The following is a 15,017-nucleotide window of genomic DNA, read 5'->3' as shown; positions in this document are numbered from 1 at the left end:
ATGCGAAAATGGAGAAGAACGGTGAATCTCATGAGAAGCTTGCGGCGCGTGCAGATGCCTGTGACCATCGTGCTGTTGATGCTACTGGTGGTATGCATGGCTCCGGCTGCGTGGGGTGCAGGCGCCAGTGCATCGGCTTCGCCTTCGTCTGCTGCGAAACTGAGCGTTGCCGCGTCCGTGCCCGTCGGCAAGCATGCCAACGCGATGCTGCTCGCACCGGACGGGAAGACCCTGTACGTCACCAATGGCAACACGGACAGTGGCAATGCTGACACGACGGTCACGGTGATCGACATGGCAGCCGCACGGGCGACCGCCACGATCGACACGCACGTGACGAACCCCACGAACCCAAGGATTTCCCTAGACGGCAGGACACTGCTCGTGCAGTCCGGTCTCAACACGAACCAGCTCGTCAGGATCGACACCGCCACCGATACCGTGACCGCAAGCGTGCAGACCACGAAGCTGGTGTACTACGCAGCATCTCCCGATGCCAGGCACGTCGTCGGCGTGTTTGCCGACGAGACCGGCCACAAGGTCAACAGGATCGCCGCGATCGACACGAACGCCACTGGAAGCGCACTGCAGTTCAAGCAGCTCGACGGCGCCTTCCTCACGCCCGTCGCCCTGTCGGCAGACGGGACAAGCCTGTACGGGGCACTCATGGCCACGACCACCAGCCAGCCACGATGGGTACGCATAGACACGGCGACCGGCAGCGTGGAGCAGGACTACGGCACCGCCCCCACTGACATGGACCTCATCCACGGGGCCAACACCCTCGCATCCCCCGACGGCGGCACCCTCTACCTACCAGTCAGCAAGGAGTCCACGACCAGCCTGCTCCTCGTCAACGCCGCCACCGGCACGGTACGGCACCGGCTGACCATACCCCTGGCCGCCACATACCTTGCATCCACCCCGGACGGAACGGTCATCCTCACCGCCGACGGCCAGGGAAAGGCAACACTGACCGACACGGCCAACGACAAGACCACGCAGGTCAAGAGCAACGTGTGCGCCAACGGATACATGTGCGGACTGTCCCCCGACGGCACCGTGATATACGGATCCATCGCCGACAACTTCCAACTCACGGCGACGGACACCGCCACAGGCACCGTCAGCACAGTAAAAACCGACGCGGCCGGAAGCGAATCAATCATCATTTCCCCCGACGGCAGCCGAATCGCCCTGAACGGAGGCGAAAGCATCGACATCGTCAACACCGGCCGCACCATCGACACCAGCAGCAAGAACAGCAAGAGCAGCGCCTCGGCCAAACCCACAGCCACTCCCACACACACCGCCGTGCAGCCCCTCGCCTGGATCCAGGAACACGCAGCCGCCGGCATCGGCATCATCCTGGCACTCATCGCCATACTCGCACTCCCGACCCTGCTCATCCTTCACACTCGCCGCCGGGCAGCAACGCCACACCACCGCCACTGATCTTCCAGGCCACAAACTCCTGTGCAGAAACAGGTGGAATCCATCACAACACCCAAGGTGACGAGCGGAAAGGTCAGGTGTAGCGACACCACCCGCTGGTCTCTGGAACCATAACTGCAATTGGGATCACGAATCACATCACGATTCAGACCTGTGAGCTGCTATCTGCCGTGGTGCTTCCCCTGCCGCCGCTGCCCCTCCTGTTGTGTGAGTCTTTGCTCGCGTCCGGTCAGCGCCTTCACTTGTCGGGCGAGGTCTGATATTTCCTTCTCGCTGCCTCTGATCTGTTTGTCCAGGCTTTCGACCTGTTCAGGGTTCAGGCCTTCCTCGCAGCTTGCCACGATGAGCGCTTGGAGGTCGTCCTGTCTTTCGCGGATCTTTGCTCCCAGGGTGGCCACGGCCTGCCTGCTGCTCATTCCGCCTTCCAGGAGGTATTCGCGTACCGTATTGATTTCTCTGACCACGTTGTTGACTTCCTCGACCTTGATGGCCTGTGCCATGAGTCGTTTCCGCTGCGCGGGGTTGGCCGTGTAGATCTGGGGGAAGCTGTTGCGTATGAGCTTGTCGATGTTCAGGCTCGGTGGCGTGAAGTATTCGTAGAGTCCTTCCGTGGGAACCTGCTGCATGAACCGTCCGCGGCTGTCACTCAAGACCTGTTCCGAATCCCTGGGCAGCCATGCGCGGATCGTCTGCCCGTCCACGACCAGACGCTGCCGTGGAATCACCAGCCGCTTGCCGCGCCTGGTGCCCGGCACCCATACGCTCACCGTCCTGGAATCTTGCCTGGCGATCATGCCCCTGTTGAAGCTGATGCATTCCAGACTCTCCTGGCCGATCTTGACCATCAGGCTCATCTCGTCATACGCCTCGCCAAGCTTCGCATCCCGGAACCTCATGCCCGTCTGCGCATCCTCGAACGTGAGATACTTGCCACGCACGTGCGTGAACACTCCCGTGGAGCGCAGCACGCGCTTGAACTGGTCGAAAGACTCCACACGGCCGGCCGTCTGGTCGATGCGCAGACGGATCGACTCCTTGACGCTCTCCCCCTTCAACTGCGTGTACAGGTCGGGACGTGTCTTGCCGTACGACTTGACCTTCTTCTCACGGATCACCTTCAACCCGTTTTCCAGACATAGCTCATCGCTGATTGTTCTGAGCCTTTTGAGATAGGTGCGCGGCACCTTCACTCGTTTCAATGTTTCAAAGTTCACCGGACTGAGCATGATGTGGTTGTGGATATGGTCGCGGTCGGTATGCGTGGCGATCACGTAATGCTGCATGCCCCCGGTGATGCGTTCCATCAGCTCCACGCCCAGCTCGTGCGCCCTCTCCGGGGTAATGTTGTCACCCGGGTCGAACGACTGAATGATGTGGTGAGCGCGCACCAGTGTGGTCTTCGTCGGGGCGCGGCCTGTTTCGATTCGGTGCTGCTCTTCAAGAAAATACTGTGCAAAAGCGGTAGGGTCTTTGCCCACGGATGGAAGGTTGGTGCTCACCAGCTCCATGTCCCGGGTCTTGTCGGGGTTGCAGATGTACTGCATGGCCTTGGAAAGCGTCTGCTTCACCTGGCCGATCTTGACTACGGCCATCCTATCGGCCCTGCTGTTCGTTGAATTTTTTCCACGCCTCACCGACGAGACGATGCACTTCAGCCAACTCGGCCTTCACCTTACTGACCTCTTCCAAGGTTGCATAATCCTGTGCATTGACTCGATGTGCGATCTGGTTGACGTTCACACCGATCTTGTTGACCTGAACCTCCATCTTCGTATAGTCCAAAGGCACAGCAATCAACGTGATCTGTTTGCCCAACACCGACTGACACACAAACTCATTCAGCGACATCGGCCGATACTCACGAACCTGGTCAAGGATGGCCGACGCCTGTTGCCACTCCTCAGGTGTGAAACGAATTTTCTTCTCTACTGATCTGTTTCTGTGATGATCGTTGCTCACTGCTGCTCCTATCGGGTTCGGGTGTCCCGCAGTCCGGCGAAGCCGGAATGAGCATTGGGGGGTCCCCAATGCTATGCTTGCTACCCATTTTAGCCCCAAGGGGGCACAGTAGGTAGTTTTACTTGTTTTGTCATTTTTTTGAGCTTCTAGTGCATGAACTAGAATTGATAATTGAGCATGGAAATGCATATTTTTATAGAGATTGGAGCACAGTAATGGCGTCGAGAATGAGCGAGAATACTCTGGGTGTTGATGTGCTGAAACGAGAGCGTGCACTTGCATCGGAGAAGCTGAAGGATATGAAGACTGTATTCAATGAGCTTAAGAAAATGATGGGTGCTGCGTCGGTTTTGAACTCGGAATTGGCAAAGTTCACGAATAAGTATGGGATGAACAAGCAGGCAATCGATGAGCTTTTTGAGCTTTCTTCGCAACAAATATCCTTGATTCGACAAGCGGCTGCGAGTGATTCATCTTCGGAAGATGCGCAAGAAAAATCATCAAATGAGGAAACGGAATCTCAGGATTCTTCGCAGAATGCGATCAGTGATGTTCCTGCTTTTGTACATCATGATGCGTGATTTGTTCTTCACTGACAAACAGTAATGCCCCGCAAAAGCGGGGCATTCTTTATTCGTTTCGGGCGATTATCCGCGCAAATTTCGTGATGGTATCGGCTTGTGTCTCTATTCTTCCTTACTGTTTTGGTCTGCGATTTCCTCGATGTTGTCGATGAGTATTTCCATATCTACCGCTGAGGCATTGTAGGAGCCGTAATGAATGTGGCTGCATATTCTTGCTTGTTCAGCGTCGATGAGGGGTTTGACGAGTTGAAGGTATTCTTCGTTGATGTACGTGTGCCCGCGCATGGGAATGTAGCCATATGCCATAAGGTTGACGCTTACCGGGTCGGCTCCCATGTTGCCCATCTCATCTCTGTACACCGTCATCAGTGCCAGTGATCTGTCTGCTTGGAACCGGCAGACTGTGTAGGTTATCGGTTCGTCGAACCCGTTGGTGCCGGTCAGTGCGTGTCCTTGGCTGTCGTTGAGATATTGCATTGTTTTCTTCTTTCTTTGTGTGGTTCCAATCATTTTTTTGGAACTTCTTGAACGATTTCCACGGATGCGGTGGAGCGCACGAATGCAAGCCGCAGCGGCACGAGAGAACACGCCTGCGGCGTGTGACCGGAGTGGCGAGAAGGCCCGAAGGCCCGTGCGCGGCGGCCGGCTTTGCCGACGCATCCGGGTTGCATGAGGCAGCACCGGCGCTACAGTGGAATGAGTCAAGAAGGGACGAAAAAGACGCGCAGCGAAGCGCAGCCACGATCATGAAGACACTAATGCGACCGCCCCTTTGACGGTCGTTCCGCTCATCAATGCGCGGGTGAAACCCGCTCCCTATGTCGCCGGTAGGCGAGAGCGGCTTGGAGTGCGCCACGTTGTCTGTGGCGCGCGAGAAACGCACGGGACGCGAGCCTTGGGCACTCCACGCTGACTGTGGAGTGCCCGGCTGGTTCAGTGTGCCAGGAGTCTTTGCACGGTCTCGCGGTCGCTGTCCTCGTATGCTGGGTAGCGTTTCGATTCCTGGAAGTCACCGTTATCATCAAGGGTCAACGCGACTTTGCGCAGCCCGTCCACGAAATAGTAGATTGGTTTCTTCTTCCACTGGCTTACCTTGCCACTGTCGATGAGCTGCTGGCTGTGCTCGCTGACGGGCGTGCTGTCGGCCTTGCTTTTCACTGCTTCGAGATAGGCGACCTTTTTTCTCAGGGCGGTTATCTTGCTGCCGAACGTGCAACGCTTCGCATCCCTGTGGTTCTTGTTCCATGCTTTCACTGCCTCGTTGTCGGCTATCATCTGAGCTAGCCTGCCTTTGAAATAGTCAAGGTTGTTGACGCTCGTGGCGGCTCCCACGCTTGCCCAGCCTGTGCGTCCCACCACGCGAACATCCTGCAACCGTTCGTTATCTTCCTTGAACTTCTCGACCATTTCGAGCATGTCCACGCGGTCGGCTGCACGCTCTTCCTCGTCAGCGAGGCGGCGCGTCCTGTCCCACTGCTGCTGCACATGCTTGTAGATGTTGCCGCGTCCCTCGATGTTCGGCTGTCCGAACGGTATCGCATGCGCCTCGTCGCGTGCCGCCTGTTCGGTCGCTTCCCGTTCGCTTCTGACCCGTTCGAGTCTGCTCTTCGCCTGTTCCAAGCTGTTTGCTTTGATGATGGTAGTCATGATGTGCTGCTCCTTAGTTGATGCTAACGGTGACGTAATCGGTGGTGAAAGTCTGTGGCAAGTCGGGAAGGGTGAACCGTGATGGACTGCATTTCTCATGCTCTGATTGCAGTTGTTCGTATTGTTCCGTGCTGATTTCCCACTCGTCGCCGCAATCGTTTTCCAGATGCCACACGTCGGGCGCAATCGTGTCCATCGATGAGATAATTTGGTCTGCGTCATCGTTGCCGATGCCCTCGCTATGCACATAGGTGTCGCATTTGTTCCATGTATGGTTGCTCTCTGATGGCTGCTCGATGCTGATTCTTAGTGTGCGGCTCATGAGTTCTACCCCCCCTGTTTTTTCTTTTTGGCCGGTTGGTCAAGCGAAGCGTTATCGAACAAAGCGGGTTCCGTCATAAGCGACGCTCCGAGCTTGCTCGCGTGCGTCGCGTTGACGGGTTCCGCGACTTCGATATGATCCAAGGCGATAGCCGACCGGTCAAAAAGAAAACAGAAAAGCGCAGCCGAAGGCTGCTCCATCTCCTGCTCGATGCCTCGCCTCTTCTCTTCAGGCATCGAGGACGCGGCCACGTTGTTCGGCCGCCTTCATGTGTCTGCGTCCGCGTTTGGCGGATGCTCCTTTCGATGGTCAGTGCAGCCGTGGGCCGCTCCATTCCCCCTGCATCGCGCGATGGCGACGGTGGGGTGTGCCCGCCGTTGCTGTGCGGCGGGTGTGACGCTCAGTCGTGGAAGTATCGTGGCGAAAGAATCGATTTGGGGAATGATACGCAATGTGAATCGTCGTAGTCGTAGTCGCTGATGTTCAGACAGCCGTCGTTTTTTTCGATGAGGCTGTCCAGGTTTTCCGTGGTGAGAATGTCCATCAGATGGTTCACCAGCACATGCCGTTCGATGGTGGCCGGCTCCCCGCTGCCCCCGTCCGTCTCACGAATCGAATACCGGTGCCAGCCGTGTGGAACCTGTTCGGGGTTCAGTCTCAGGTCACTGTAGAGTGCGGCGACTGGCGCTTCCCGCGCCTCGATTCCAAGGCGTATCGAATACAGTTCCTCCGTTCCGTTCGGGCGGGCCATCAGTCTTCACCTTCCTTCTTCTGTTGATTTCTGATGACTTGTTCATCGTGGTGTCGCATCCATTGGTGGAATGCCTCGCGCTTTTCCTTTTCCCACTGGTCGGCCACGGCACGTCCCTGCTCGTACCTGAGTGTGTCGTAATAGTCGTTGATGAGCGCGTCCTCTATTTCCTGCTCGTCTGGTTCATAGGCGGCTATGCCGAGCTTTTCAAGACTGATGACCGCAGTCGTGGTCTTGACGTCTGGTTGTGGTTCCAATCGGCATTCGCAGGTAAAGTGTTCGTCACATGCTTCGTTTTCTTCGACTTGTCTGCCGCACCTTGAGCAGTGGTAGTAGGTGTTTGCCATGATGTTCTCTCCTTGGTTCTGTTTCATTTGATTGCTGTTGATTGGCTATTTCTGCTTGTCGTCAAGCTCGTTGCTGAGTTGGTCGAGGCCGTGCTTGGCTATGTCCTTGAACGTGTCGATGGTGGCCTTGGGCAGGTGGCCGCCATGGTTGGGGTCGTCCTTCGATTGGTGTGACTGCCACATGTCTTCCAGTGCTTCCCATTCGCTGGTGCGGATAGTGGTCATGGTCACCTTCGCGTCGATGCACAGCAGTGCCTTGTAGAAGCTCTTGGGGTTTTCGTTTATCATCTGCTTGATGATGCTGATGTAGGGCTGTATCAAGTTGATTTCGACGCTGGCTTCCATCACCTGCTCGATGCCGGTGGCGAGCATCTTCCTGTAGTGTGCCTTGGGGACTCTGGTCTGCTCGTAGGCGTAGGTCATGTCCTCCATCGACCCGGCCATCCTCTCGGCGGTCATTGCCCTGAAGTCGTCGCAGAACGTGTTCGTCATCATGACTCTCCTTTGTGTATCCAACTGTTTTCCTGACGCCTGGAATGCCGGCACAACAGGAAGCGGAGAGTCAAGCCGTGTGTGGATCGGAACATGGGGAGCGAAGCCCAAGGGGATACGCTTTTATATCCCCGAAGACGAAAGCGAGGCGTGGGCCGGGACACATCCGGCTTGACTCGCAGCGGGTTGTGCCAGAGTGGAAGGTGGCAGGAAAACCCCACCATCCAACCTGTTCAGCCTTACCGCCATAGGCCGTAAGGCGACGAAAACCGGTCTGTCCCTCTGCGGGCAGTCCGTCTCCCCTAGCTCATCGAATGATGTGATCCGGGAGACGCGGATCACATCGCGGCCGGCAGATAGAATGAACGTCCTCGAAGAAGGGTGATGCCGATGAGTGGACGCATGTTCGTGCTGGCCGACGCGGATAGCTTCTATGCGTCATGCGAGAGAGTGTTCCACCCCGAACTCGCACGCCGGCCGCTCGTGGTGCTCTCCAACAATGACGGGTGCGTGGTCTCGCGCAGCCGCGAGGCGAAGCTGCTCGGCATCAGCAACGGCACGCCCTGGTTCAAGATCAGAGGCCAGGCACAGCATGATGGCGTGATAGCCAGGAGCAGCAACTACGAACTGTATGCGAGCCTGTCCAGGCGCATGATGCGGCTCATGGCCGCGGCCCTTCCCGGCCAGGAGATCTACTCGATAGACGAATGCTTCCTGCGAGGCTTCCAGGATCCGCAGCGCACCAGGATCGTCTGCACAAGAATGCGGGAAACGGTGCTGCAAGGCATCGGCATCCCGCTCACCATCGCCACCGCCCCCACCAGGACGTTGGCGAAGATCGTCAGCCACTACATCAAGCACCAGGGCGGCGGCATAGGCGACTGGGATCTGCTTAGATCCCAGGAGCCGGACGTGCTCGACCGGATCGACGTGTCGGAAGTGTGGGGCGTCGGCCGACGCCTCACCAGAAAGCTTCAAGGCATGAGCATCACCACGGCCGGCGACCTCGCACGCGCGGATCCATCCAGGATCCGTCACCTGTTCTCCGTGCTCCTGCAACGCACGGTATTGGAACTGCAAGGCATACCCTCCATCGAACTGGACGATTTCGACGCCATCGACGGCACCAGGAAACAGCAGCTCATGTGCAGCAGAATGTTCGGCCAGCCCATAACCGGCCTGCCCGACCTCTCCGCAGCAGTCAGCACCTACGCGCAGCAGGCATCCATCCGGCTACGCAAGCAAGGATCCCTGGCCGGCATGGTCACCGTGTTCATCGCCACCAGCCCCTTCAACCAGGACTACCAGTCCAGAAGCGGCAGCATCATCCTCACCGACCCGGCAGACGACCCGCTCACCATCGCCAGGGCAGCCGTGGGCACACTCCCCCGCATGATCGACCCACACGCCAGATACGTGCGGGCCGGCGTCATGCTCGGCGCACTCACCGACGCCGCGTCATACACGACCTTCGACGGGATGGACGCCAAGCGTGACAATGGCCTGGGCACGATCCTCGACCAGGCCAACCGGAAATTCGGGCTGCAAAGCGTCGGCATCGGCTGGGCCGGCATGAAAGGCAAGGGCAGGGCACGCCAGGAAACCGGCGCCGCATGGAACATGAAACGACACCACCTCAGCAACCGAGGCACCACACGGTGGGATGAGCTGGCCGTGGCGAAGGCACGATGATCCTTTAACGCTGTCTCTCTGTGAGCATGGTAGGAGCACCTTTTTACGGGCATCCTCTAGGAGTCGGCTTCAATGTCTGACTTCAGTCTTTCAAGACTCCGCATGGAATCGGTGGATAAAGGGTGGGCATGATTCAACATATAGGCGTCACCATCAATGTGTATGAGAGTTTCGTATCCCTGGGGGCAAGGCCGGTTAACGATGCCTGGCTGTCCTTGATCTGTTCTGAAGTCGTCAGAGCTGATGAGAGGGCCGCTCTTGAGAACAAATGATTCCGCCATGTACATTTTCAGTCCGGATTCTGTGAATATGCACGACACGTCTGGCATGCATTCGAAGATGCGAACAGCCATACGGTCCGATTTTCCGAGAAGCTTGAATTGTTGCATGATCTTATCGTGATCGGCATGATGGTATATCCCGAAGTTGAACAGGTTGTAGGTTGCCTTGGAGAACGGCTCATTACCCGAGAATTCTTCGGCAAGCTGGGAATAGAAGCTTGTGGAACGGTACGAGTCAATTATCTTAGGGGTCAGAAACAGGTCCACGACCGTGTCCGACAGCGGCTTGGTCTGAGAAACATAATGGATCTTATACATCACGTCAGGATCGCGGAGCAGAATCGGGAAGGGATCCACGCTCAGTCGCAGCAGGATGATCTCGGTCACTGCACCCATGATGAACGCATGGAACTCATCGCGCATCGCAGGCAAATATCCTGCATACCAGGGTTCCGGTCTCTGAGTCAATGAGTAGAACGTGCGGAACCCCTGCCGGTGAATGTACTTGTTCGCACGACGCAAGGCCTTGTTGCGTTCAGCGAAGAATTCAGGCAGAGCGGCCTTGACCTCCTGAAACGGGGCGCAGACCTCCGCCAGGTTTTTCCTTATCTCCCCATCGGGCGGAAACCATCCGCCTTTTTTCCATCTTTCATACAGCTCACTAGATGCTGGATCATCGTCGCCCGAGAAATATGCCACGATGTGGGCCAGTTCCACTGCGGATCTCACGGAATAGAACGCGGAATCATACATGCCGCTTTCTAAAAGCTTCACGGCATTACGCAGCTCCTTCGACGCCTCCGCAAAGAAGATATTGAGCTGAAACATGTCAATGCGTCCCGTGAGCGACATCTCAATATCCAAGGTCGCCTGAAGAATGGCATCCCGATCATCAAGATGGCATGAACGAAGATGACTGAACCAGACATTGGTATCGATCAATGATGCCCCGTCCACGTCCGCTGAATTCTTCATACGACTCAGAATAGTCTGCCGATAGACCCCTTAATAGCCGCAGTCATATGACCGACTAGCCGTATAGCACGTCACGCGCCTATAACGCTATGGATGGTATGTCGGCTGACGTGGTACTGGTCAGCCGTCTCCTTCCGGCCCGTTGTCAGGGTCGGAGTCTTTGGCCTGCTATTGGGTGGTGATGTTGATGCGCTTGGTCATGTTCAACTGCGAGTAGTTACTAACGGCAGTGCCGTTGAACCTGAGCATAGAGTTCTGATGATGAATCATTTCTTTCCCCTTCATAGAATAAGCCCCCATTCTCGCCGATGAGACCGGAGCCTGCCATAATCATACTGCTGGGAGGAAGCAGGCTCACAGACGTCACTTACTGCTCATCGCACGTTCATGTTCCGTGACCCTTGCAGCGTGTGTCGCCTGCATATAATGATCGTGGAAATGTCAAGGACGACGGTTCCAGCGGTAGGAACGGGCTTGGGTAATACGCCGACGCCTCTTCCCGCTCTTTGTAGAGCGGTCACACGCGAAGGGTACGTGGCCGGTCGAACGGTTCAAGATTCAGTTACTTACAGGTTTATCGATTCTGATGAATCTCTGAAGGAGATGCCTATCATGGCAGATGCAATGGTTCTAGCCACACAGCAGTGGCTCAACGCAACATACGGGTCGGTTGACGGATGGGTGAGTCTTGCGGAGGATGGAAATACCGGGTGGAACACGATCTATGGGCTGCGCCGAGGTCTTCAGCATGAGCTTGGCATTTCTCCGGTGTCCTCGGGTTTCGGCACGGCCACCACCGCCGCGTTCACGGCGAAGATAGGGAAGATAGATGCATCGACGACGTCGCAGAACGTGCTGCGCCTGGTATCGGGAAGCCTGTGGTGCAAAGGGTATTCGGGATGGAACTTCACCGATCCCATGGCATTCACGAACCTGGTGCCATCCGTTTCCCGGGTCAGGTCCGATCTCGGCCTGGATGCAACGATTCAGTCCATCGATGTGAAGCTCATGGCATCGCTGATGTCGATGGATGCGTACGTCATTCCCGAGACGGGCAGCGGGACCGGCAGCATTCGCACGGTGCAACAGTGGCTCAACGGCATGTACTCCACTCGTGGCAGCTTCGCTCTGGTTCCCTGCGACGGACTGTACTCGCGGCAGATACAGACGGCCATGCTCTACGGATTGCAGTACGAGTTCGGCATGGACGATGCGACAGCCAACGGCAACTTCGGCCCCGGCACCAGGCAGGGTCTGCGCGACAGTGCTCCGGTCTCCCAGGGAGACGCGGACAGCTCCCACCATTACGTCCGTCTCTTCCAAGGAGCGCTCCGGCTCAACGGGTATGCGGACACACCATTCGACGGATCGTTCGGCGCGCAGACCGGCGCACAGGCGTCAAGCTTCCAGTCCTTCATGGAACTGACAGTGACTGGCGAGGGTGACTACGGGACCTGGTGCGCGCTGCTTGTATCGACAGGGGACCCCGACAGGACAACGAAGGGGTTCGACACCTCGACGCAGCTCACCGGCAGCCAGGCGCAAGGCGCCGCCGATGCCGGATACACGCATGTTGGCCGATACACGGTCGGGTCCGGCAAGAACATCACCATCGCCGAGCTTGGCGCGATCAAGGCCGCGGGACTCAGACTGTTCCCCATCCACGAACGCTACAACAACAGCGACAGCGTCATGACCGCTGCGGAAGGAGAAACTCAGGGCGCCGAGGCCACGGCGCGATGCCGGCTGCTGGGACTGCCCATGGGATCCACCGTCTTCTTCGCAGTGGACTATGATCCGAACGAGGATTCCATCGCCGGACCGGTATCCGACTTCTTCAACGGCATCGCCGACGGGATGAAGCCCTACCTCAACGGCGCATACGCCATCGGCGTGTACGGCACCCGCAACGTATGTCAGAGTCTCACCGGCAAGGGTCTGGCATCGGCCGTCTTCGTGGCCGGCATGTCCACAGGCTGGTCGGGCAACATGGGATTCCCCATGCCGCCAGCATGGCAGTACAACCAGATACAGGAAACCACCGCCAGCCTGGGCGGCAGCAGCATAGGCATCGACAAGGATGCCATCTCATCGCGCGCGGCAGCCATCGACCTAGCATCCCTCACCCTGCCACCCACCGAAAAGGACGGGGACACCCCCGCACAGTTCGGCCTCGACGTCCTCTACGACTGGATCGTCAGCGCCGAGATCAAGGGAGAGAAGGCGATATACGCGGCCAACAGCCTGCTCAACCCCATGAACGCCTACGCCGGGTTCATGCCCGACTACATCCTCGGATGGCTAAGAAAACCGACATACTGGTCCGACGGAGAAGAGAAATCCATAATGTGGCACACTTATACGCCGGAGCCGGCAACAAATGAGCAGGAGGTCCTTGCGAGAGCCGCTGTCGAAGAAGCGCTCGGCACTGCGGGAACCACTGGAAGTCTGCCATCGGTCAATACATCCTACCGGGATGTCCCCCACATGGCGGCCACCTGCCTTGGCTACCGCGATTGGGGCGTTGACATTGCCGCAAACAAGTCGGATGCCGGTGATTTGGGCGGATGGCTGCTCGATCTGCTCCAGCTCTGGGGCTCCTACGAAGGAAGCGGAGAAAACGCAGACCTGTCGACATGGGCGGCTCAGCGCCTTGGCGTGGTCGACGCAGACGGAGGTTTCGCATACGCCGATGTGCTGGCGGACGCCGACGGGTGGCTCCTGCAGAAAGCCATGAGCGGCGATACCTCGGGGCTGGCGCTGGGCAACGCGATGCGCTCGATCTATCAGGCAGACGGCAACCAGCGGATCAGAAACTTCTACAGCAGCCGGTTCAACGCAAACCCGGACAACGTGTCTGCAGCGTTCACCATGGTTCTCAATGGCATCGACGTGTGGGGCGTCAACCTCGGCTTCACCACTAAACTGCTGTTGGCAGCAGCAAAGGCATCGGGTATGCCCTCCGCCAGCCAAGCGGATGCGCTAGCCCGCGTGTACGCCAGGTTCCTTGCCTCACCGAGCAGATGAAAGCCACGCATCATTGATCGCAGGTGATCCCGTGCGGTGACGTCTGGAACTCCACGGTGCCGTCGTGTCCCCAGATGTTCAGATGGGCGGCACGGCCCTGCCATATGAGCGACCATGCACCCTCGCGGATGGGATCGGCAACAACGTCATGCACCTGCGACCAGTTGCCGCCGGTGTCTACGAGCCATGGGGAGTCGGGCTGCTTGAGATACACGTCGCCGGAGGAGTTGGCCATGCCCTCGCCGAACGAGACGACGACGGCGCAGCCGGCAGCGCTGCGCGGCGCGAGCACATGATAACTATCGGCGAACAGCAGCGTGAACCCGGCGGTCAGCAATCCCCAGAACACCGCCAATGCGAGGATGACGCGCGTCAGAAGCCACAGAACCCTGCGCGCATGGCCTGTAACGACACGTTGGCCGGCCGCCGCGCCGGGTCTGCCAGCGGCCACCATGCACAGGACTCCGTAGGCAAGCCAGCACAAAGCGCCGAGCACCAGACCGGCAGTAGTCAGCAACGTCTCCGGTGTGAGCACCATCCCTGGCAGCGGCATCATAGGATGTTCCCACACACTGATTCCCACGCTAGTGCGCACCTGCGGATCACTGAGCGGAACGAGCGGGATAAGGAAGCAGACAGAGCCAATCCAACCAAGCAACCTGCGCCAACGACCCATCGGCACCTCCAGCCATCCTACGAACCGACCGAACCTTATCCAGCAACCAACCCTTTTTCATATCCAGAGCTATCACAAGTTCCAACACGATACTCCCGTCCACTGCGCATCCATGCAGCACCGCCACCGATCAGACCCTCAACGGGATGGAACATGAAACGACAGCACCTCAGCAACCGGATTCCCACACGGTGGGATGAGCTGACCGTGGCGGAGGCGCGATGAGCGGATGCAGCTAGCTAGTTATATAACTAGCTAGCTATGCCTTGATGACGCTGTATATGGTCTGCCGGCTGACGTGGTACTGGTCGGCGATCTCCTGCACGGTGAGCGTCCTGCCCTGGTAGAGTTCGCGGATGCGTTTGCGCTGCCTCCCGTCAAGCTTGGATGGCCTGCCACCCAGGTGTCCCCTGGCCCTGGCGGCCTGCAATCCCGCGTTGGTGCGTTCCCGTATCAGGTCGCGTTCGAACTGCGCCATCGCGGCGAACACGTTGAAGATCAGCACGCCTCCGGGTGTGGTGGTGTCCATGTTCTCCGTCAGGCTTTTGAACCCCACTCCCTTTACTTGCAGCAGGTTCATGAGATCGACGAGGTTCTGCACGCTACGGCCGAGCCGGTCGAGCTTCCACACGACGAGCGTGTCCCCCTCGCGGATGGTGTCGAGCATATGGTCCAGTTCGGGCCGGTGCGCCTTCGCGCCGGACGCATGGTCGGTGAACAGCCGTTCGCATCCTGCCCTGGTGAGCGCGTCGGTCTGCAACCGCTCGTTCTGCTCCAGAGTGCTCACCCTGGCATAACCGACGATCATG

General features: G+C 57.9%; 17 protein-coding genes. 5 read left to right on the top strand and 12 right to left on the bottom strand.

Translation table 11 applies throughout. The annotated features are described in order from the left end of the window. Nucleotides 1–21 precede the first annotated feature (21 nt). Nucleotides 22–1,455 carry a WD40 repeat domain-containing protein gene (locus BAQU_RS00520; protein ID WP_143241929.1) on the top strand — a complete coding sequence of 478 codons (1,434 nt, stop codon included), beginning with the start codon at nucleotides 22–24 and terminating at the stop codon, nucleotides 1,453–1,455. A 161-nt stretch (nucleotides 1,456–1,616) separates the two neighbouring features. Here BAQU_RS00520 and BAQU_RS00515 read toward each other — a convergent pair whose 3' ends face one another. Further along, nucleotides 1,617–3,047 carry a relaxase/mobilization nuclease domain-containing protein gene (locus BAQU_RS00515; protein ID WP_094692125.1) on the bottom strand — a complete coding sequence of 477 codons (1,431 nt, stop codon included), beginning with the start codon at nucleotides 3,045–3,047 and terminating at the stop codon, nucleotides 1,617–1,619. Between the two features lies 1 nt (nucleotide 3,048). Further along, nucleotides 3,049–3,414 carry a plasmid mobilization relaxosome protein MobC gene (mobC, locus tag BAQU_RS10370; protein ID WP_158215586.1) on the bottom strand — a complete coding sequence of 122 codons (366 nt, stop codon included), beginning with the start codon at nucleotides 3,412–3,414 and terminating at the stop codon, nucleotides 3,049–3,051. 122 nt (nucleotides 3,415–3,536) lie between these two features. Here mobC and BAQU_RS10365 point away from each other — a divergent pair, with 122 nt between their 5' ends. Continuing rightward, nucleotides 3,537–3,995: a hypothetical protein gene (locus tag BAQU_RS10365; protein WP_158215585.1), complete on the top strand. Its 459-nt coding sequence runs from the start codon at nucleotides 3,537–3,539 to the stop codon at nucleotides 3,993–3,995. 105 nt (nucleotides 3,996–4,100) lie between these two features. On the opposite strand, the gene BAQU_RS00500 is transcribed toward BAQU_RS10365, so the two are convergent. The 7 genes from BAQU_RS00500 to BAQU_RS00470 form a co-directional block, all read right to left on the bottom strand. Continuing rightward, a complete protein-coding gene (locus BAQU_RS00500) occupies nucleotides 4,101–4,475 on the bottom strand; it encodes a hypothetical protein (protein ID WP_143241928.1) in 375 nt (124 codons plus the stop codon). Nucleotides 4,476–4,931: 456 nt separating this feature from the next. Next, nucleotides 4,932–5,645, bottom strand: a complete 714-nt coding sequence (locus BAQU_RS00495; RefSeq protein WP_094692121.1) for a hypothetical protein — start codon at nucleotides 5,643–5,645, stop codon at nucleotides 4,932–4,934. Between the two features lie 13 nt (nucleotides 5,646–5,658). Beyond that, nucleotides 5,659–5,967: a hypothetical protein gene (locus BAQU_RS00490; protein ID WP_094692120.1), complete on the bottom strand. Its 309-nt coding sequence runs from the start codon at nucleotides 5,965–5,967 to the stop codon at nucleotides 5,659–5,661. 5 nt (nucleotides 5,968–5,972) lie between these two features. Further along, entirely contained in the window at nucleotides 5,973–6,203 is a 231-nt protein-coding gene (locus BAQU_RS10360) for a hypothetical protein (RefSeq protein ID WP_094692119.1), read from the bottom strand. A 164-nt stretch (nucleotides 6,204–6,367) separates the two neighbouring features. Further along, a complete protein-coding gene (locus BAQU_RS00480) occupies nucleotides 6,368–6,718 on the bottom strand; it encodes an LPD28 domain-containing protein (protein ID WP_094692118.1) in 351 nt (116 codons plus the stop codon). Then, nucleotides 6,718–7,065, bottom strand: coding sequence for a globin family protein (locus tag BAQU_RS00475; protein WP_143241927.1), 348 nt, complete (start codon nucleotides 7,063–7,065; stop codon nucleotides 6,718–6,720). Before BAQU_RS00475 ends, BAQU_RS00480 begins: the two co-directional genes overlap by 1 nt. A 45-nt stretch (nucleotides 7,066–7,110) precedes the next feature. Further along, a complete protein-coding gene (locus BAQU_RS00470; protein ID WP_094692116.1) occupies nucleotides 7,111–7,560 on the bottom strand; it encodes a hypothetical protein in 450 nt (149 codons plus the stop codon). Nucleotides 7,561–7,947: 387 nt separating this feature from the next. On the opposite strand from BAQU_RS00470, the gene BAQU_RS00465 reads away from it, so the two are divergent. Then, nucleotides 7,948–9,249 (top strand): Y-family DNA polymerase, encoded by a 1,302-nt coding sequence (locus tag BAQU_RS00465; protein WP_094692175.1) that lies wholly within the window; start codon nucleotides 7,948–7,950, stop codon nucleotides 9,247–9,249. A 56-nt stretch (nucleotides 9,250–9,305) separates the two neighbouring features. On the opposite strand, the gene BAQU_RS00460 is transcribed toward BAQU_RS00465, so the two are convergent. Continuing rightward, nucleotides 9,306–10,505 carry a hypothetical protein gene (locus tag BAQU_RS00460; RefSeq protein ID WP_094692115.1) on the bottom strand — a complete coding sequence of 400 codons (1,200 nt, stop codon included), beginning with the start codon at nucleotides 10,503–10,505 and terminating at the stop codon, nucleotides 9,306–9,308. 438 nt (nucleotides 10,506–10,943) lie between these two features. On the opposite strand from BAQU_RS00460, the gene BAQU_RS00455 reads away from it, so the two are divergent. Beyond that, nucleotides 10,944–13,532: a glycoside hydrolase domain-containing protein gene (locus BAQU_RS00455; protein WP_244568380.1), complete on the top strand. Its 2,589-nt coding sequence runs from the start codon at nucleotides 10,944–10,946 to the stop codon at nucleotides 13,530–13,532. A gap of 10 nt (nucleotides 13,533–13,542) precedes the next feature. On the opposite strand, the gene BAQU_RS10355 is transcribed toward BAQU_RS00455, so the two are convergent. Next, the gene (locus BAQU_RS10355; RefSeq protein ID WP_094692113.1) at nucleotides 13,543–14,088 is read right to left on the bottom strand and encodes a hypothetical protein; all 546 of its coding nucleotides are present in this window, start codon (nucleotides 14,086–14,088) and stop codon (nucleotides 13,543–13,545) included. Nucleotides 14,089–14,091: 3 nt separating this feature from the next. Here BAQU_RS10355 and BAQU_RS10740 point away from each other — a divergent pair, with 3 nt between their 5' ends. Further along, nucleotides 14,092–14,433 carry a DUF4113 domain-containing protein gene (locus BAQU_RS10740; RefSeq protein WP_158215583.1) on the top strand — a complete coding sequence of 114 codons (342 nt, stop codon included), beginning with the start codon at nucleotides 14,092–14,094 and terminating at the stop codon, nucleotides 14,431–14,433. Nucleotides 14,434–14,467: 34 nt separating this feature from the next. Here BAQU_RS10740 and BAQU_RS00440 read toward each other — a convergent pair whose 3' ends face one another. Further along, nucleotides 14,468–15,016 carry a recombinase family protein gene (locus tag BAQU_RS00440; RefSeq protein WP_094692111.1) on the bottom strand — a complete coding sequence of 183 codons (549 nt, stop codon included), beginning with the start codon at nucleotides 15,014–15,016 and terminating at the stop codon, nucleotides 14,468–14,470. Between the last annotated feature and the right edge of the window lies 1 nt (nucleotide 15,017).

It is taken from the genome of Bifidobacterium aquikefiri (assembly GCF_002259795.1).
In the GTDB taxonomy this organism is placed as follows: domain Bacteria; phylum Actinomycetota; class Actinomycetes; order Actinomycetales; family Bifidobacteriaceae; genus Bombiscardovia; species Bombiscardovia aquikefiri.
Note: the sequence above shows the minus strand (reverse complement) of the source record. Positions and strands in the feature narration are given on the sequence as shown.

Coding starts and splice junctions, on each gene's coding strand:
- BAQU_RS00515 (WP_094692125.1), bottom strand. CDS start 3,047: ATGGCCGTAGTCAAGATCGGCCAGGTGAAGCAGACGCTTTCCAAGGCC.
- BAQU_RS00500 (WP_143241928.1), bottom strand. CDS start 4,475: ATGCAATATCTCAACGACAGCCAAGGACACGCACTGACCGGCACCAAC.
- BAQU_RS00495 (WP_094692121.1), bottom strand. CDS start 5,645: ATGACTACCATCATCAAAGCAAACAGCTTGGAACAGGCGAAGAGCAGA.
- BAQU_RS00490 (WP_094692120.1), bottom strand. CDS start 5,967: ATGAGCCGCACACTAAGAATCAGCATCGAGCAGCCATCAGAGAGCAAC.
- BAQU_RS10360 (WP_094692119.1), bottom strand. CDS start 6,203: ATGCCTGAAGAGAAGAGGCGAGGCATCGAGCAGGAGATGGAGCAGCCT.
- BAQU_RS00480 (WP_094692118.1), bottom strand. CDS start 6,718: ATGGCCCGCCCGAACGGAACGGAGGAACTGTATTCGATACGCCTTGGA.
- BAQU_RS00475 (WP_143241927.1), bottom strand. CDS start 7,065: ATGGCAAACACCTACTACCACTGCTCAAGGTGCGGCAGACAAGTCGAA.
- BAQU_RS00470 (WP_094692116.1), bottom strand. CDS start 7,560: ATGATGACGAACACGTTCTGCGACGACTTCAGGGCAATGACCGCCGAG.
- BAQU_RS00465 (WP_094692175.1), top strand. CDS start 7,948: ATGAGTGGACGCATGTTCGTGCTGGCCGACGCGGATAGCTTCTATGCG.
- BAQU_RS00460 (WP_094692115.1), bottom strand. CDS start 10,505: ATGAAGAATTCAGCGGACGTGGACGGGGCATCATTGATCGATACCAAT.
- BAQU_RS00455 (WP_244568380.1), top strand. CDS start 10,944: ATGTCAAGGACGACGGTTCCAGCGGTAGGAACGGGCTTGGGTAATACG.
- BAQU_RS10355 (WP_094692113.1), bottom strand. CDS start 14,088: ATGATGCCGCTGCCAGGGATGGTGCTCACACCGGAGACGTTGCTGACT.
- BAQU_RS10740 (WP_158215583.1), top strand. CDS start 14,092: ATGTTCCCACACACTGATTCCCACGCTAGTGCGCACCTGCGGATCACT.
- BAQU_RS00440 (WP_094692111.1), bottom strand. CDS start 15,016: ATGATCGTCGGTTATGCCAGGGTGAGCACTCTGGAGCAGAACGAGCGG.